The organism is Citrobacter freundii complex sp. 2025EL-00176 (assembly GCF_053309355.1).
The window spans coordinates 1-17,145 of the sequence record NZ_JBRYHT010000026.1; the positions used below are offsets into that span (position 1 = coordinate 1).

Genomic DNA, 17,145 nt, shown 5'->3' on the forward strand with positions numbered 1-17,145 from the left:
TCGCGAAATTTCGCAGTCGCGACGCCAGAGACCGAGGGTTAGATCATGCCTAGCATTCACCTTCCGGCCGCCCGCTAAATATCTCCTTTTGGGTTGTTAATAAAACATCCAATAAGTTGACTGTGCGTGAAAAAGAAAGTTTTGTGTGATGGCGTTGAAGATCGCACCGTTAAGCTCTTATGTGGGATGGTGCAGAGCTCGACGACTACCGATAAAACGCAACCGCCGCAAACAGACAAGAAAAAGCCCCAACTGATAACAGTTGGGGCTTCAGTATTGTGATTGGTGGAGCAATAGCACCCTGAACCCAAAACCTTCTCGCTCAACCGGTAGTGGCTGATAACAACTCGTGAGGGCTATTGCGGGTTAAGCATTTAGCGATGTCTAGGGCCAGACTGGACGTCTGAACGCAAGCCGCTGATACTGTACATAACCACAGTATCAGCGGAGGATACCCATGTCGCTGGCAAGGAACGCCACGGCGAGTCAATCGCCCACTCAAACAAACGGTTACGAACGCCACCAACCCGACCAGACGCTGCTCTACCAGCTGGTTGAGCAGCACTACCCAGCCTTCAAAGCCTCACTCGAAGCCCAAGGTCAACACCTGCCTCGCTACATCCAACAAGAATTCAACGACCTCCTCCAATGTGGCCGTCTGGAGTATGGTTTCATGCGGGTTCGCTGCGAGGATTGTCATCACGAGCGTCTGGTCGCCTTCAGCTGTAAACGACGCGGCTTTTGCCCTAGCTGCGGTGCCCGCCGGATGGCCGAGAGTGCGGCGCTGCTGATAGACGAAGTCTTCCCCAAGGAGCCCATTCGCCAGTGGGTGCTCAGCTTTCCTTTCCAGCTACGCTTTTTGCTGGCTCGCCATCCCCAGCTGATGGGCCAGGTCTTGAGTATCGTCTATCGTACACTCTCAACTCATCTGATCAAAAAAGCCGGTTACACCAAAGCCTCTGCACAAACTGGCTCAGTGACTCTTATCCAACGCTTTGGCTCCGCGCTAAATCTCAATGTCCACTACCACATGCTGTTTCTCGATGGTGTCTATGCCGAAGATGACTATGGCAAGCAACGCTTCCATCGTGTCAAGGCACCCACTTACGATGAGCTGAATACGCTCGCTCACACCCTCAGCCATCGCATCGCTCGCTGCATGGAAAAGCGTGGGATTTTGGAGCGTGATGCCGAGAATACGTGGTTGACACTGGAAGAGGGCGAAGACGATACGCTGACTCAATTACATGGTGCTTCGGTTACGTATCGCATTGCCGTCGGCCCCCAGCAAGGGCGCAAAGTCTTCACCCTGCAAACCTTGCCAGGGCGTGAGGATAAAGCCGACTCAAGCAGTCGAGTAGCCAACCATGCTGGTTTCTCGCTACACGCCGGTGTGATGGCCGAAGCGCATCAGCGGGATAAGCTTGAGCGCTTGTGTCGCTACATTAGTCGGCCAGCGGTTTCAGAAAAACGTCTGGCATTAACCGCCAATGGGCAGGTGCGTTACGAGCTCAAAACTCCGTACCGCAATGGCACCACCCATGTGATCTTCGAGCCGCTGGACTTCATCGCCAAACTCGCTGCGTTGGTACCTAAGCCGCGAGTCAACCTCACACGCTTCCACGGCGTCTTTGCACCGAACAGCAAACACCGAGTTCAAGTAACACCCGCCAAGCGGGGCAAGAAGCCCGACAAATCGGAAGGTCTCGATACTAACTGGCGTGACAAGAGTCCTGCAGAGCGCCACCGCGCCATGACCTGGATGCAACGCCTCAAGCGAGTCTTCAATATTGATATTGAAGTCTGCGAACACTGCGGCGGTCACGTCAAAGTGATTGCCAGCATCGAAGATCCGAAGGTCATTGAGCAGATTCTCAAGCATCTGAAACAGAAAACAGCCAAGGCGAATGCCGCCAAGCAGCGTGAGCTGCCACCAGAACGAGCGCCGCCACTGACTCCCAGCCTGTTCGATCCATCACAGAGTCGTCTCTTTGACTGACGACCCCAAATCCAACACTGCTCAACACTGCCAACTTTTAAACGGGGCGGTGGGGCAGTTTGTATCTCTCGAGCTATCAGGCTAGAGATTTTACCGCCAAATCGAACCTTATTAGAGCGGTTTAGGCTGGACCGGCAGTTAAAATTGGGGCTTGAGCGGTAAACGAGTGAGGGAATTTCAGGTAAGATACTTCGGATGAGGAGCAAAAAGGTGGTTTATACTTCCTATACCCCAGATTGAGATGTTAAGTGTGGTTGCTATTTATTAACACTGCGAACTGGATAAGTCTCAAATAATATTTTTTAAATTAAATCTAACGTTGGTGGGGATATAAGCGCAACGGTAGAGGAAAGTAGGGAGGGTAATATTCCGAGAAAATTAAGTGTAGCTGGATAATATAGGTCATACCATTCATTTTGGTCTACGATTATTAGTCTTTGTGATAAATAATGAGAGGTAATTGAATGGCTGGCTTAAACAAGGAAAAAAAGACCATCAATAAAACCAATTCTGCGCGTTTTCCGGCGCCGCCTTTTCAACAGCAGCAGCAGCCCTTTCCCGGGCTGGCGGGGAAAATGCAACCGCGCCCCGATCATGGAGAAGACAGCTATCAGGGAAGCGGTCGCCTGAATGGGCGCAAGGTATTAATTACCGGTGGGGATTCAGGGATTGGTCGTGCTGTTGCTATTGCCTATGCTCGTGAAGGCGCTGATGTTGCGATTAACTATTTACCTGAAGAAGAAGACGATGCGCGTGAAGTGGTCGATCTGATAAAAAAAGCAGGCAGAAATGTTTTGGCCATCCCCGGCGATATCCGTGATGAGGCTTTTTGCGGTCATCTGGTAACACAGGCGGTAAAAGGACTGGGAGGGTTGGATATCCTCGTCAATAATGCGGGTCGTCAGCAATTTTGTGAGTCAATTGAGGAACTCACCACAGAAGACTTCGACGCAACATTCAAAACCAATGTTTACGCTATGTTTTGGATCACCAAAGCGGCCATACCCCATCTTTCACCAGACAGCGTGATAATTAATACCTCCTCCGTACAGGCTTATGAGCCAAGTGAAATCTTGCTTGATTATGCTCAGACTAAAGCAGCTATCGTGGCATTTACTAAATCGCTGGCGAAACAGCTGGCCCCGAAAGGGATCCGTGTCAATGCCGTCGCGCCGGGTCCATACTGGACTGTACTGCAGTGCTGTGGTGGTCAACCGCAGGAAAAGGTGGAGAAATTTGGGGCAAATGCGCCGCTGGGACGCCCTGGTCAACCGGTGGAAATCGCGCCGCTTTATGTCACCCTGGCCGCTCGGGAGAACAGCTATACGTCTGGTCAGGTCTGGTGTTCTGATGGGGGGACCGGAACCCTCTAACGTTTACGCTCTGTGCGTCGAAAGTGACTTTTAAGGCAAGGGCGGACACTATTGTATAAGGGCGGGAGCGGTACTTACCGCTCCGTGAATGCTAACCAATCACCGCGATGCCAAGCCGCTCCATGAGCAACGACGCCTGGTAGTTGTCCAGCTTAACGCCTTGTAAATCAACGCCCCGAATATCTAAGTCACCCAACTCCGAATTGGTCAGATCGCAATGTGTGAAGTTCGCTGCTCGCCAGTCGAAAGTCGAAAACTCGCCGCCGGAGAGATCTGAACCACTGAACGTCGCGCCCAGTACCTGGGCACCCATCCAACGGTTTTCCCACAGCTCACACTTTTCCAACACGACTTTCGAAAAATTGGCGTAGCTTAGATTGGTATTCGTGATATATGCGCTACAAAACCAGGTGCGCGTGGTGATCATATTCATAAAGCTTGCGCCGCGGAAATCTGCGCCTTGTGCGCGGCAGTGGCGAATTTCAATGCCCAGCGCACTGGCATTGCGAAAATCCGCCATGGATAAATCACAGCTTTTAAAAATGGCATCTTTCAGCATCGCACGACTAAAATTGCACCCTTTCTGGCTTTCACGATCATAGAACTGACAGCCGATAAATTCAGTGCCGCTCAGGTCGGCACCTGAAAAATCACAGTTAAAAAATGTACTATTTTCAATTTTCTCACCGGTGAAACGGTTTCTGTCAATTTTTTCGCCAACGAGTGCCAGAGCCATATTTGTACCTGTTTTTTTATACAGTAATGGCGTCATGGTAAACCCTGATGGGGTTATGCGTCAAATCCGCCAATATGACATCTGCAAATGTGCGTTAAATCTGGTGTTTTTTCAGCAAAGCGCGAAGCTGATGGTAAGTCAGCCCCAGTAATTCAGCGGCTTTTTTCTGGTTAAATTTTGCCTGCTGTAAGCCGTGCATAATAAGCCCTACACAAATTGGGAGATATATCATGAAAGGCTGGCTTTTTCTTGTTATCGCAATAGTTGGCGAAGTAATCGCAACATCCGCATTAAAATCTAGCGAGGGCTTTACTAAGCTTGCCCCTTCCGCCGTTGTCATAATCGGTTATGGCATCGCATTTTATTTTCTTTCTCTGGTTCTGAAATCCATCCCTGTCGGTGTTGCTTATGCAGTCTGGTCGGGACTCGGCGTCGTCATAATTACAGCCATTGCCTGGTTGCTTCATGGGCAAAAGCTTGATGCGTGGGGCTTTGTAGGTATGGGGCTCATAATTGCTGCCTTTTTGCTCGCCCGATCCCCATCGTGGAAGTCGCTGCGGAGGCCGACGCCATGGTGACGGTGTTCGGCATTCTGAATCTCACCGAGGACTCCTTCTTCGATGAGAGCCGGCGGCTAGACCCCGCCGGCGCTGTCACCGCGGCGATCGAAATGCTGCGAGTCGGATCAGACGTCGTGGATGTCGGACCGGCCGCCAGCCATCCGGACGCGAGGCCTGTATCGCCGGCCGATGAGATCAGACGTATTGCGCCGCTCTTAGACGCCCTGTCCGATCAGATGCACCGTGTTTCAATCGACAGCTTCCAACCGGAAACCCAGCGCTATGCGCTCAAGCGCGGCGTGGGCTACCTGAACGATATCCAAGGATTTCCTGACCCTGCGCTCTATCCCGATATTGCTGAGGCGGACTGCAGGCTGGTGGTTATGCACTCAGCGCAGCGGGATGGCATCGCCACCCGCACCGGTCACCTTCGACCCGAAGACGCGCTCGACGAGATTGTGCGGTTCTTCGAGGCGCGGGTTTCCGCCTTGCGACGGAGCGGGGTCGCTGCCGACCGGCTCATCCTCGATCCGGGGATGGGATTTTTCTTGAGCCCCGCACCGGAAACATCGCTGCACGTGCTGTCGAACCTTCAAAAGCTGAAGTCGGCGTTGGGGCTTCCGCTATTGGTCTCGGTGTCGCGGAAATCCTTCTTGGGCGCCACCGTTGGCCTTCCTGTAAAGGATCTGGGTCCAGCGAGCCTTGCGGCGGAACTTCACGCGATCGGCAATGGCGCTGACTACGTCCGCACCCACGCGCCTGGAGATCTGCGAAGCGCAATCACCTTCTCGGAAACCCTCGCGAAATTTCGCAGTCGCGACGCCAGAGACCGAGGGTTAGATCATGCCTAGCATTCACCTTCCGGCCGCCCGCTAGCGGACCCTGGTCAGGTTCCGCGAAGGTGGGCGCAGACATGCTGGGCTCGTCAGGATCAAACTGCACTATGAGGCGGCGGTTCATACCGCGCCAGGGGAGCGAATGGACAGCGAGGAGCCTCCGAACGTTCGGGTCGCCTGCTCGGGTGATATCGACGAGGTTGTGCGGCTGATGCACGACGCTGCGGCGTGGATGTCCGCCAAGGGAACGCCCGCCTGGGACGTCGCGCGGATCGACCGGACATTCGCGGAGACCTTCGTCCTGAGATCCGAGCTCCTAGTCGCGAGTTGCAGCGACGGCATCGTCGGCTGTTGCACCTTGTCGGCCGAGGATCCCGAGTTCTGGCCCGACGCCCTCAAGGGGGAGGCCGCATATCTGCACAAGCTCGCGGTGCGACGGACACATGCGGGCCGGGGTGTCAGCTCCGCGCTGATCGAGGCTTGCCGCCATGCCGCGCGAACGCAGGGGTGCGCCAAGCTGCGGCTCGACTGCCACCCGAACCTGCGTGGCCTATACGAGCGGCTCGGATTCACCCACGTCGACACTTTCAATCCCGGCTGGGATCCAACCTTCATCGCAGAACGCCTAGAACTCGAAATCTAACGTCCGTTCGGGCATCGAGGTCCATGTCGGGGTGGGACGGGCCCGTGGCTTCAAGATCACTTGCAGTCCGACCGCGATGTCTTGGTTGCGCGAGAGGTTGTCGACAATCACCAGCATGCGCACGCCGACCTTGCGCAGCAGTGCCAGAGCCAGTTGCTCCATTTCCGGCAACCGTGGGCGTGGGCGCAGCGGCGCGCCCATCGCGGCGAGCAGCGCGACGTAGAAGCGGATCACGGACGGCTCGGACGGCATCTGCACGACCAACACCGGGATGTGCTCCTGGTCGGCGTCGGAGCTGGCCGGGTGGGTGCGGCGGAACTTCTCGACGATCATCGACTTGCCATTGTTGGTCGGGCCAACCAGCAGCAGGTTGGGCATGCGTTGCTTGTTTGGCCACGCATAAAGGGCTTCCAGCCGGTTCAGCGCCTCGACTGCGCGCGGATAGCCGATCCAGCGGTCGGCGCGAAGGCGCTGGATGCGCTCGTCCGCCGGAAGACGGGCCAAGCCCTGGGCCGCCGGCAGCAGGTGGGACAGGTCGATGATGGGATATTCGTCCACGGCTACCACTCCTCAATCTGGTCGAACGGTTTGGCGGGTGGCAAGTTGTCTGCCTGCGGGTCGGCAATATCCGTATCCGGCGGAACGGGCTTGTCCGGCCGAGCTGATGTCTTGAGGTGCTGGCGGCGATCCGCGTCACGCCGCGCCTTGCGTGTGGCCTTCTGCGCGCTGGTCACAATCTCACGCATCTGGCCGATCATGCGGAACAGCGCCGACTCATCCACCTGTTCGCGCCCTTGCTGCCGCAGTTTCGCCAGCGCCTGCCGTTGTTCCCAGAGGGTGACAGCCGGATGCGACAAGGTACGGTAGGGAATTTCCAGGTAATGCTGTCCCTCCGGTTCCAGGACCCAGATACGGCTGATGTCGCGCGGATCGCGCCGGATCAGAAAGGACGGCCAGCGTTCACGCCGCGCAATCCACGGCTTGAGCGCATCGGCGTAGTAGTGGATGTGGTCGATGACAAAGCCGGTGCGGGTCAGCGTGCGCCGGAGGATCGGCAGAAAATCGACCAGGAACGAAGTAGCGCGTGTGACGACGGCCGGTACGCCGACACGCGCCACGGCCTCGGCCCAGCGCGCGGCCGGCGGTTGGAGCAGGCCGTTGTGCACCGAACCGTGGTAGGTGCCGACCGCCAATGTGAGCCAGCGCTCTAGCTCGCGCAGCGTCAGGGCGGCCTTGTTTTCGGAATCGTAGTCGCCGCGCTGGTCAGGGTTGGAGAAGGTCGTTCCCGGCAGTTCGTCGTGAATCATCTGCATCGCCGTGCCGATGATCCGTTCCACGATGCCGCCATAGTGCGGCTGTCCCAGCGGGCGATAGTCCAGCCGGATGCCATGCTGCTCGCAACCCCGGCGCAGGGCCTCGCTCTTGAACTCGGCCGCGTTGTCTAGGTAGAGCAGCAAGGGCTTGCCGCTCATCTGCCAATCCATTTCCACGTTCAGTCCTTCCAGCCAAGGGCGCTTGTCGCAGGCGACATGCACGAGGCACAGGCCAACCGAAACGGCAGACGGCGCTTCCAGCGTGACGACCATGCCGAGCACGCAGCGGGTGAACACGTCGATGGCGAGGGTCAGGTACGGGCGGCCAATAGGTTGCCGGTCGCGGTCATCGACCACGATCAGGTCGATGACCGTATGGTCTATCTGCACCTGCTCCAGCGGCGCGGTCACGGCAGGAGGCTCGCCGCCCACACCTTGTAGGTCACGAGCGGCATCCTGGCCTTCCCGCCGGCGGATGACCTTGCGCGGGTCAAGGCTAGCGATCCGTAAGGCCACGGTATTGCGCGCCGGCACTCGCAGTTTTTGAGCCTTGCACACCTGAGTGACTTCGCGGTGAAAGGCCGCTAGGCTGCGCTTCTGCTTGGTCAGGAACCGCTTTTGCAGTAGCTCGTGGATGACGCGCTCGACCGGTTCCGGCAAGCGCCCCTTACCTTTACCTCCACCGGACTGGCCGGGCACCAGATCCGTCACGAGGCCGCTGCCTTGCCGGGCACGCCGGATCAGAACGTATACCTGGCGCCGAGACAAGCCCAGCGCCTGAGCCGCCATATCGGCCGCTTCGTGCCCGACCGTCTCCGACTGCGCCAACGGACTGATGATCTCCGCACGACGGCGCGCACGCTCCCAAGCCTCATCAGGCAGAGTGGCCACGCCTTGTTCTGGAATCCGTGGGGTGTCCGTCGCCATGCTCACCTCGCTTTGGTGCACACGAGTATTGAGCATAGTCGAGATTGGTGCAGATCACTTCTGATATTGAACTGTCAGGAGCTGGCTGCACAACAGCCATTACGCCCAATCAACTGGTGCAGTCGTCTTCTGAAAATGACATCCATGCCCAGCCCGTGCGCGAGCTGGATCACCGCCCGCACGATAGTTTGGTCACGGGCATCATCCGGGAGCCTGGCGACAAAGGATTGGTCGATTTTCAATGTGGTGATGGGGCAGCATTTCAGATGTTGCAGGCAGGAATAGCCGGTGCCGAAGTCGTCGGCGGCGAAGCGCACGCCGATGGCGCGCAAGGCGTCGAAACTGGCGAACAGGGCTGGATTGCCGAATGCGACCGATTCGGTCAGTTCGATCTCCAGAAGCTCGGCGGGCAGGGCCATATCGGCCAGCACCCGCTTTACCTCGTCGTCGAACGTTGGCCCAACCTGGCTGGCGGACACATTGATGGCAAGACGGAACGGTTGCCATGCCGGTCCTTGCCACTTGTGCATCTGGCGACAGGCCTCGCCCAGCACCCACGCGCCTATTTCCGGCATCAGGCCGAACGACTCGGCCAGCGGCAGGAACTGGCCGGGCGGCAACAGGCCAAGCCTCGGATGCCGCCAGCGCATCAACGCTTCCGCGCCAGCGATCCGGTGATCGCGCAGATCGACCAGCGGCTGGTAATGCAGGTCAAGCTGTCCGCGCGCCGCCGCCTGCGCCAACTCGGCCGCCGTCCATCCGGCGGGCTGCGAACTCGTCATGATCCGCCCCGGAAGGCGCGCAGCAGCCGCGTTACGGCCAGAACGAACAAGCCGGTCAGCGCGAGCGCGGCAACACCCCAATGCTCGCCAAGGAAGGCACCGGCGGTCGTCCCGGCCAGCACGGCGGCGAGAATCGGCAGATGGCAGGGGCAGGTCAACACGGCCAGCGCACCCCACAGGTAGCCGGAAACGGGTTGGCGCGTCTCGGGCGGCAGTTTGTCAGGGGCGTTCACGGCAATGCCTCCTCGTGCGCCCGCTCGGCTGGCATGGAGGCCAGTTGCGCGTCCAGATGGGCCAACGCCGCGCGCCGCCGCTCGACCAACTGGCGCAGCACGGCAAGCTGCGCTGCGGCTTGTGCGCCGTCCGCTGCGTCGAGCGCACGGCACAGCCGCGCCAGGGCATCCAGGCCGATACCCGCCTCGAAGGCCGCGCGCACGAAGCACAGCCGTTGCAAGGCCGCATCGTCGAACACGCCGTAGCCGCCCGTGGTGCAGGCCACCGGCCGTAACAAGCCGCGCACCAGGTAGTCGCGCACGATATGTACGCTCACCCCAACGTTATGGGCCAGTTGCGATACCGTGTAGGCGCTCATCGCACACCTCCTTGTCCTCACCCGGCGCAGCAGGAAAGCTGCTTCACATCCTTGTTGAAGGTCTGCGCCGCGAGCTTCAACCCTTCGACCATCGTCAGGTAGGGGAACAACTGGTCGGCCAGTTCCTGCACCGTCATCCGGTTGCGAATCGCCAGTGCGGCCGTCTGGATCAGTTCGCCCGCTTCCGGGGCCACTGCCTGCACGCCGATCAGTCGTCCGCTGCCTTCTTCAACCACCAGTTTGATGAAGCCGCGCGTGTCGAAGTTGGCGAGCGCGCGCGGCACGTTGTCCAGCGTTAGCGTGCGACTATCAGTTTTGATGCCGTCATGGTGCGCTTCCGCCTCGCTGTAGCCTACGGTCGCCACTTGCGGGTCGGTGAACACCACGGCCGGCATCGCGGTCAGGTTCAGGGCCGCGTCACCGCCGGTCATGTTGATCGCGGCGCGAGTGCCGGCCGCTGCCGCCACATAGACGAACTGCGGCTGGTCGGTGCAGTCGCCTGCGGCGTAGATGTGTTCCACGCTTGTACGCATGCCGGGGTCGATGACGATAGCGCCTTGCGGGGTGAGCGTGACGCCCGTCGCATCCAGTGCCAGCTTGCGTGTGTTGGGCGCGCGGCCGGTGGCGACCAGCAGCTTGTCGGCGCGCAGTTCGCCGTGCGCCGTGGTGAGCACGAATTCGCCGTCCCCTTCACCATTGATATACGCGACCTGGCTGGCCTGGGTGTGTTCCCTCACCTCGATGCCCTCCATGCGGAATGCGGCCGTGACGGCTTCGCCTATAGCTGGGTCTTCGCGGAAGAACAGCGTGCTGCGAGCCAGGATCGTCACCTTCGCTCCGAGTCGGGCGAACGCCTGCGCCAGCTCCAGCGCCACCACTGATGAGCCAATCACGGCCAGGCGCTTAGGAATCGTCTCGCTGACCAGCGCTTCAGTGGAAGTCCAGTACGGAGTGTCTTTCAGGCCGGGAATCGGCGGCACGGCCGGGCTCGCGCCGGTGGCGATCAGGCAGCGGTCGAATGCCACCACGCGCTCGCCGCCGTCGTTGAGTTGCACGATCAGGTTGCGATTGTCCTTAAAGCGGGCGGAGCCGTGCAGCACAGTGATCGCCGGATTGCCCTCCAAGATGCCTTCGTACTTGGCGTGGCGCAGTTCATCGACGCGGGCCTGCTGCTGGGCCAGCAGCGCCGTGCGCTGGATGGTCGGCGTGGTAGCGGCGATGCCGCCATCGAACGGGCTTTCCCGGCGCAGATGGGCGATATGGGCGGCGCGGATCATGATCTTGGACGGCACACAACCGACATTGACGCAGGTGCCGCCGATGGTGCCGCGCTCGATCAGCGTGACACGTGCGCCTTGCTCGACGGCCTTCAGCGCCGCTGCCATCGCGGCCCCGCCGCTGCCGATGACGGCGATATGCAATGCGCCGCTGCTACCCGTCTTGTCGTTTCTGCCCAGCAGATCGCGCATCTTGTCGAGCAATCCGCCCGGCGTCGAAACTGAGGGGGCATCGGCCAGCGTGGCCCGATAACCGAGTCCAGCTACAGCGGCCGTCAGCGCGTCGGGTGACGTGCCGACCTCAATGGCGAGCTTGGCGCTGCCCTTGGCGTAGGAGACATCCGCTGATTGCACGCCGGGCACTTTCTCCAGGGCGTCCTTGACATGCACTGCGCACGAGTCGCAAGTCATGCCGGTGATTTTGAGAGTGCTCATACCATCGTTCCTTATTCGTGTGGGCCGCCGTGTCGCACGGTCAGCCGTCTTTCACAAGCGCTTGGCGGGGAGTTCGCAGCCGTCCGGTCCGCAACGGCGATGCGCCGGCGACACGAAGTCCCAGATCGACACCCCAATCATCAAGGCCAGGCCGACGTACATCAGGTTCGCCGTCCACCAGTTGCCGAGCAGCCAGACCGTGGCCGCAAACACGATGGCCGGGCCGATCATGCCGAGCAGACTGCGCAGCCATTGCCGATGACTGAACCAACCCAGCGCGTTCGCCAGGAAGGCCAGCGCGGCAAACAGCGGCAGCAGGCGGCTGATGAACAGTCCCTCGTACTGGCTCAAGAAGCCCAGCCCGATGGCCGCGCCGAAGCTGGCGAGGGCTGGAAAGCAGGCGGCGCAGCCCATCGCGGAAACGACGCTGCCGAGCGCGCCGGTTTTATCGGCAATGCGTGTCATCAGTCCCATGAAGCGGCTCTCGCTGTTGTCGTTGGCTTGCTGGCTCACTGCTTGACGCTGGACGGATAGCCGGCGTCTGCGGTGGCCTTGGTCAGCTTCTGTACGCTGGCCTTGGTGTCGTCAAAAGTGACGACGGCCTCGCGCTTCTCGAAGCCCACATCGACCTTGCTCACGCCTTCGACCTTGGAGAGCGCTTTCTTGACTGTGATCGGGCAGGCGGCGCAAGTCATGCCGGGAACCGCTAGCGTGACGGTCTGGGTAGCGGCCCACACCGGGGCAACAGCGGCGGCGAGGGCAAGGGAGGCAAACAGTTTCTTCATGATGAACTCCTGGTTAATAGAAAAATGGAACGACATAGGGAAATCCAAGCGCGACCAGGACCAGCACGGCCACGATCCAGAAAATCAGCTTGTAGGTGGCGCGCACCTGCGGAATCGCGCAGACCTCACCTGGCTTGCATGCCTGCACGGGCCGGTAAATCCGCTTCCAGGCGAAGAACAGCGCCACTAGCGCCGCGCCGATGAACAACGGTCGATAGGGTTCCAGCACCGTCAGGTTGCCGATCCAAGCACCGGAGAAGCCCAGGGCGACCAGTACTAGCGGCCCCAGGCAGCAGGTCGATGCAAGAATGGCGGCCAGCCCGCCGGCGAAGAGCGCACCGCGCCCGTTTTGTGGTTCAGACATACGTTGGCCCTTTTGAATTTGGATTGGATAGCGTAACCTTACTTCCGTACTCATGTACGGAGTCAAGCGATATGGAAAATAATTTGGAAAACCTGACCATTGGCGTTTTTGCCAAGGCGGCCGGGGTCAACGTGGAGACAATCCGCTTCTATCAGCGCAAGGGCCTGTTGCGGGAACCGGACAAGCCTTACGGCAGCATCCGCCGCTATGGGGAGGCGGACGTGGTTCGGGTGAAATTCGTGAAATCGGCACAGCGGCTGGGGTTCAGTCTGGACGAGATTGCCGAGCTGTTGCGGCTCGACGATGGCACCCACTGCGAGGAGGCCAGCAGCCTGGCCGAACACAAGCTCAAGGACGTGCGCGAGAAGATGGCCGACTTGGCGCGCATGGAAACCGTGCTGTCTGAACTCGTGTGCGCCTGCCATGCACGAAAGGGGAATGTTTCCTGCCCGTTGATCGCGTCACTACAGGGCGAAGCAGGCCTGGCAAGGTCAGCTATGCCTTAGCGTGCTTTATTTAATGAGATGGTCACTCCCTCCTTCCCGGTACTATGCTGAGGACAGGCTTTCATTCGGAGAACTATCATGGAAAACATTGCGCTCATTGGTATCGATCTGGGTAAAAACTCTTTCCATATTCATTGCCAGGATCGTCGCGGCAAGGCTGTTTACCGTAAAAAATTTACACGGCCAAAGTTAATCGAATTTTTGGCGACATGCCCCGCTACAACCATCGCAATGGAAGCCTGTGGTGGCTCTCACTTTATGGCACGCAAGTTGGAAGAGTTGGGGCATTTTCCTAAGCTGATATCACCACAATTTGTCCGTCCATTCGTTAAAAGTAACAAAAACGACTTTGTCGACGCCGAAGCTATTTGTGAAGCTGCATCGCGTCCGTCTATGCGTTTTGTACAGCCCAGAACTGAATCTCAGCAGGCAATGCGTGCGCTGCATCGTGTCCGTGAATCCCTGGTTCAGGATAAGGTAAAAACAACCAATCAGATGCATGCTTTTCTGCTGGAATTTGGCATCAGCGTTCCACGAGGAGCTGCCGTTATTAGCCGACTGAGTACCCTTCTTGAGGACAATAGTTTGCCTCTATACCTCAGCCAGTTATTGCTGAAATTACAACAGCATTATCACTATCTTGTTGAGCAGATTAAAGATTTGGAATCCCAGTTGAAACGAAAGTTGGACGAAGATGAGATTGGACAGCGCTTGCTGAGCATTCCCTGCGTCGGAACACTGACAGCGAGTACTATTTCAACTGAGATTGGCGACGGGAAGCAGTACGCCAGCAGTCGTGACTTTGCGGCGGCAACAGGGCTAGTGCCTCGACAGTACAGCACGGGAGGTCGGACGACATTGCTGGGAATTAGTAAGCGAGGTAACAAAAAGATCCGAACTTTGTTGGTTCAATGTGCCAGGGTATTCATACAAAAACTGGAACACCAGTCTGGCAAATTGGCCGATTGGGTCAGGGATCTACTGTGTAGGAAAAGCAACTTTGTCGTCACTTGTGCTCTGGCAAACAAGCTGGCCAGAATAGCCTGGGCCCTAACGGCACGACAGCAAACTTATGTAGCATAACGGCAGAAATACACCGGTTTAAAGAATCACTGATCTGGTTTTGCGAATACTGATATTGATGATACTAACGGCCCACCGGCCTGTTGAGGAACCTGTAAAACGGAAAGGCTCATTGAAGCCGTATATTTTCTGGAGGTTCATCAGGCGCGGAACTCATCGAGGCGCGGGAATAAAATCCCATTCAGACGCCGGATAGATTCAAGCAAGCCAATTTATCGTCAAAATCGGTGTTGCAAAAACGGGAGTGACCATAGATTCCGTTTTCTGAGGTGCCCCCTAATTGAGCATTTCCAGGCGCTTGCGCCTGGTCAACGAAAGAGTCAGCGCCGTAGGCGCTGCCATTTTTGGGGTGAGGCCGTTCGCGGCCGAGGGGCGCAGCCCCTGGGGGGATGGGAGGCCCGCGTTAGCGGGCCGGGAGGGTTCGAGAAGGGGGGGCACCCCCCTTCGGCGTGCGCGGTCACGCGCACAGGGCGCAGCCCTGGTTAAAAACAAGGTTTATAAATATTGGTTTAAAAGCAGGTTAAAAGACAGGTTAGCGGTGGCCGAAAAACGGGCGGAAACCCTTGCAAATGCTGGATTTTCTGCCTGTGGACAGCCCCTCAAATGTCAATAGGTGCGCCCCTCATCTGTCAGCACTCTGCCCCTCAAGTGTCAAGGATCGCGCCCCTCATCTGTCAGTGAGGGCCAAGTTTTCCGCGAGGTATCCACAACGCCGGCGGCCGCGGTGTCTCGCACACGGCTTCGACGGCGTTTCTGGCGCGTTTGCAGGGCCATAGACGGCCGCCAGCCCAGCGGCGAGGGCAACCAGCCCGGTGAGCGTCGGAAAGGCGCTGGAAGCCCCGTAGCGACGCGGAGAGGGGCGAGACAAGCCAAGGGCGCAGGCTCGATGCGCAGCACGACATAGCCGGTTCTCGCAAGGACGAGAATTTCCCTGCGGTGCCCCTCAAGTGTCAATGAAAGTTTCCAACGCGAGCCATTCGCGAGAGCCTTGAGTCCACGCTAGATCTATCTCATCTGCGCAAGGCAGAACGTGAAGACGGCCGCCCTGGACCTCGCCCGCGAGCGCCAGGCGCACGAGGCCGGCGCGCGGACCCGCGCCACGGCCCACGAGCGGACGCCGCAGCAGGAGCGCCAGAAGGCCGCCAGAGAGGCCGAGCGCGGCCGTGAGGCTTGGACGCTAGGGCAGGGCATGAAAAAGCCCGTAGCGGGCTGCTACGGGCGTCTGACGCGGTGGAAAGGGGGAGGGGATGTTGTCTACATGGCTCTGCTGTAGTGAGTGGGTTGCGCTCCGGCAGCGGTCCTGATCAATCGTCACCCTTTCTCGGTCCTTCAACGTTCCTGACAACGAGCCTCCTTTTCGCCAATCCATCGACAATCACCGCGAGTCCCTGCTCGAACGCTGCGTCCGGACCGGCTTCGTCGAAGGCGTCTATCGCGGCCCGCAACAGCGGCGAGAGCGGAGCCTGTTCAACGGTGCCGCCGCGCTCGCCGGCATCGCTGTCGCCGGCCTGCTCCTCAAGCACGGCCCCAACAGTGAAGTAGCTGATTGTCATCAGCGCATTGACGGCGTCCCCGGCCGAAAAACCCGCCTCGCAGAGGAAGCGAAGCTGCGCGTCGGCCGTTTCCATCTGCGGTGCGCCCGGTCGCGTGCCGGCATGGATGCGCGCGCCATCGCGGTAGGCGAGCAGCGCCTGCCTGAAGCTGCGGGCATTCCCGATCAGAAATGAGCGCCAGTCGTCGTCGGCTCTCGGCACCGAATGCGTATGATTCTCCGCCAGCATGGCTTCGGCCAGTGCGTCGAGCAGCGCCCGCTTGTTCCTGAAGTGCCAGTAAAGCGCCGGCTGCTGAACCCCCAACCGTTCCGCCAGTTTGCGTGTCGTCAGACCGTCTACGCCGACCTCGTTCAACAGGTCCAGGGCGGCACGGATCACTGTATTCGGCTGCAACTTTGTCATGCTTGACACTTTATCACTGATAAACATAATATGTCCACCAACTTATCAGTGATAAAGAATCCGCGCGTTCAATCGGACCAGCGGAGGCTGGTCCGGAGGCCAGACGTGAAACCCAACAGACCCCTGATCGTAATTCTGAGCACTGTCGCGCTCGACGCTGTCGGCATCGGCCTGATTATGCCGGTGCTGCCGGGCCTCCTGCGCGATCTGGTTCACTCGAACGACGTCACCGCCCACTATGGCATTCTGCTGGCGCTGTATGCGTTGATGCAATTTGCCTGCGCACCTGTGCTGGGCGCGCTGTCGGATCGTTTCGGGCGGCGGCCGGTCTTGCTCGTCTCGCTGGCCGGCGCTGCTGTCGACTACGCCATCATGGCGACGGCGCCTTTCCTTTGGGTTCTCTATATCGGGCGGATCGTGGCCGGCATCACCGGGGCGACTGGGGCGGTAGCCGGCGCTTATATTGCCGATATCACTGATGGCGATGAGCGCGCGCGGCACTTCGGCTTCATGAGCGCCTGTTTCGGGTTCGGGATGGTCGCGGGACCTGTGCTCGGTGGGCTGATGGGCGGTTTCTCCCCCCACGCTCCGTTCTTCGCCGCGGCAGCCTTGAACGGCCTCAATTTCCTGACGGGCTGTTTCCTTTTGCCGGAGTCGCACAAAGGCGAACGCCGGCCGTTACGCCGGGAGGCTCTCAACCCGCTCGCTTCGTTCCGGTGGGCCCGGGGCATGACCGTCGTCGCCGCCCTGATGGCGGTCTTCTTCATCATGCAACTTGTCGGACAGGTGCCGGCCGCGCTTTGGGTCATTTTCGGCGAGGATCGCTTTCACTGGGACGCGACCACGATCGGCATTTCGCTTGCCGCATTTGGCATTCTGCATTCACTCGCCCAGGCAATGATGGGGTCGGTTCCGGCTGAGGGCGAAATGACACCCTAAGCTTTCGGTTCCTTGGGCCAAAGATATTCGCCAGTCAGTA

Annotated in this window: 18 protein-coding genes and 2 pseudogenes; 8 read left to right on the forward strand and 12 right to left on the reverse strand. The window is 59.0% G+C overall.

Going from position 1 to position 17,145, the window contains the following annotated elements; translation table 11 throughout:
* The first annotated feature begins 457 nt into the window (after positions 1–457).
* Positions 458–1,999: an IS91-like element ISCR1 family transposase gene (locus ACVXHP_RS23925; protein ID WP_000050481.1), complete on the forward strand. Its 1,542-nt coding sequence runs from the start codon at positions 458–460 to the stop codon at positions 1,997–1,999.
* A gap of 464 nt (positions 2,000–2,463) precedes the next feature.
* Positions 2,464–3,372 carry an SDR family oxidoreductase gene (locus ACVXHP_RS23930; protein WP_001749993.1) on the forward strand — a complete coding sequence of 303 codons (909 nt, stop codon included), beginning with the start codon at positions 2,464–2,466 and terminating at the stop codon, positions 3,370–3,372.
* Positions 3,373–3,463: 91 nt separating this feature from the next.
* Here ACVXHP_RS23930 and ACVXHP_RS23935 read toward each other — a convergent pair whose 3' ends face one another.
* Both ACVXHP_RS23935 and ACVXHP_RS23940 read right to left on the reverse strand, forming a co-directional pair.
* Positions 3,464–4,108 carry a quinolone resistance pentapeptide repeat protein QnrB6 gene (locus tag ACVXHP_RS23935; protein WP_001749994.1) on the reverse strand — a complete coding sequence of 215 codons (645 nt, stop codon included), beginning with the start codon at positions 4,106–4,108 and terminating at the stop codon, positions 3,464–3,466.
* A 94-nt stretch (positions 4,109–4,202) separates the two neighbouring features.
* Positions 4,203–4,313: pseudogene (locus tag ACVXHP_RS23940) on the reverse strand (helix-turn-helix domain-containing protein); the annotation flags it as partial.
* A gap of 25 nt (positions 4,314–4,338) precedes the next feature.
* Here ACVXHP_RS23940 and ACVXHP_RS23945 point away from each other — a divergent pair.
* The 3 genes from ACVXHP_RS23945 (at position 4,339) to ACVXHP_RS23955 (ending at position 6,147) form a co-directional block, all read left to right on the forward strand.
* Positions 4,339–4,686, forward strand: coding sequence for a quaternary ammonium compound efflux SMR transporter QacE delta 1 (locus ACVXHP_RS23945; protein WP_000679427.1), 348 nt, complete (start codon positions 4,339–4,341; stop codon positions 4,684–4,686).
* Positions 4,680–5,519, forward strand: coding sequence for a sulfonamide-resistant dihydropteroate synthase Sul1 (gene sul1 / locus ACVXHP_RS23950; RefSeq protein ID WP_000259031.1), 840 nt, complete (start codon positions 4,680–4,682; stop codon positions 5,517–5,519). Before ACVXHP_RS23945 ends, sul1 begins: the two co-directional genes overlap by 7 nt.
* 127 nt (positions 5,520–5,646) lie before the next feature.
* Positions 5,647–6,147 (forward strand): GNAT family N-acetyltransferase, encoded by a 501-nt coding sequence (locus tag ACVXHP_RS23955; RefSeq protein WP_000376623.1) that lies wholly within the window; start codon positions 5,647–5,649, stop codon positions 6,145–6,147.
* On the opposite strand, the gene ACVXHP_RS23960 is transcribed toward ACVXHP_RS23955, so the two are convergent.
* The 9 genes from ACVXHP_RS23960 to ACVXHP_RS24000 form a co-directional block, all read right to left on the reverse strand.
* The gene (locus ACVXHP_RS23960; RefSeq protein ID WP_000344785.1) at positions 6,130–6,705 is read right to left on the reverse strand and encodes a TniB family NTP-binding protein; all 576 of its coding nucleotides are present in this window, start codon (positions 6,703–6,705) and stop codon (positions 6,130–6,132) included. The genes ACVXHP_RS23955 and ACVXHP_RS23960 overlap by 18 nt on opposite strands.
* A 2-nt stretch (positions 6,706–6,707) precedes the next feature.
* On the reverse strand, positions 6,708–8,387 hold the full coding sequence (locus ACVXHP_RS23965; protein ID WP_000179844.1) for a Mu transposase C-terminal domain-containing protein: 1,680 nt from the start codon (positions 8,385–8,387) through the stop codon (positions 6,708–6,710).
* Positions 8,388–8,461: 74 nt separating this feature from the next.
* Complete coding sequence (locus ACVXHP_RS23970) at positions 8,462–9,130, reverse strand: EAL domain-containing protein (RefSeq protein ID WP_001300294.1); 669 nt, start codon at positions 9,128–9,130, stop codon at positions 8,462–8,464.
* A gap of 35 nt (positions 9,131–9,165) precedes the next feature.
* Positions 9,166–9,402, reverse strand: coding sequence for a broad-spectrum mercury transporter MerE (gene merE, locus ACVXHP_RS23975; protein ID WP_000993386.1), 237 nt, complete (start codon positions 9,400–9,402; stop codon positions 9,166–9,168).
* The gene (merD, locus tag ACVXHP_RS23980) at positions 9,399–9,761 is read right to left on the reverse strand and encodes a mercury resistance co-regulator MerD (RefSeq protein WP_001277457.1); all 363 of its coding nucleotides are present in this window, start codon (positions 9,759–9,761) and stop codon (positions 9,399–9,401) included. Before merD ends, merE begins: the two co-directional genes overlap by 4 nt.
* Positions 9,762–9,778: 17 nt before the next feature.
* Entirely contained in the window at positions 9,779–11,473 is a 1,695-nt protein-coding gene (gene merA / locus ACVXHP_RS23985; protein ID WP_000105636.1) for a mercury(II) reductase, read from the reverse strand.
* 51 nt (positions 11,474–11,524) lie between these two features.
* Positions 11,525–11,947, reverse strand: coding sequence for an organomercurial transporter MerC (gene merC, locus ACVXHP_RS23990; protein WP_001340589.1), 423 nt, complete (start codon positions 11,945–11,947; stop codon positions 11,525–11,527).
* A gap of 35 nt (positions 11,948–11,982) precedes the next feature.
* Positions 11,983–12,258, reverse strand: coding sequence for a mercury resistance system periplasmic binding protein MerP (merP, locus tag ACVXHP_RS23995; RefSeq protein WP_000732292.1), 276 nt, complete (start codon positions 12,256–12,258; stop codon positions 11,983–11,985).
* A gap of 13 nt (positions 12,259–12,271) precedes the next feature.
* Positions 12,272–12,622, reverse strand: a complete 351-nt coding sequence (locus tag ACVXHP_RS24000; RefSeq protein WP_001294663.1) for a mercuric transport protein MerT — start codon at positions 12,620–12,622, stop codon at positions 12,272–12,274.
* A 71-nt stretch (positions 12,623–12,693) separates the two neighbouring features.
* Between ACVXHP_RS24000 and merR the strand changes: the two genes are divergently transcribed.
* Both merR and ACVXHP_RS24010 read left to right on the forward strand, forming a co-directional pair.
* A complete protein-coding gene (merR, locus tag ACVXHP_RS24005) occupies positions 12,694–13,128 on the forward strand; it encodes an Hg(II)-responsive transcriptional regulator (RefSeq protein WP_000429836.1) in 435 nt (144 codons plus the stop codon).
* 78 nt (positions 13,129–13,206) lie between these two features.
* Positions 13,207–14,211, forward strand: a complete 1,005-nt coding sequence (locus ACVXHP_RS24010) for an IS110-like element IS4321 family transposase (protein ID WP_000427620.1) — start codon at positions 13,207–13,209, stop codon at positions 14,209–14,211.
* A 1,304-nt stretch (positions 14,212–15,515) separates the two neighbouring features.
* On the opposite strand, the gene tetR(A) is transcribed toward ACVXHP_RS24010, so the two are convergent.
* Positions 15,516–16,166, reverse strand: a complete 651-nt coding sequence (gene tetR(A), locus ACVXHP_RS24015) for a tetracycline resistance transcriptional repressor TetR(A) (protein ID WP_000164043.1) — start codon at positions 16,164–16,166, stop codon at positions 15,516–15,518.
* A gap of 105 nt (positions 16,167–16,271) precedes the next feature.
* Here tetR(A) and ACVXHP_RS24020 point away from each other — a divergent pair.
* Positions 16,272–17,069 (forward strand): annotated as a pseudogene (locus ACVXHP_RS24020) (TCR/Tet family MFS transporter); the annotation flags it as partial.
* Positions 17,070–17,145 lie beyond the last annotated feature (76 nt).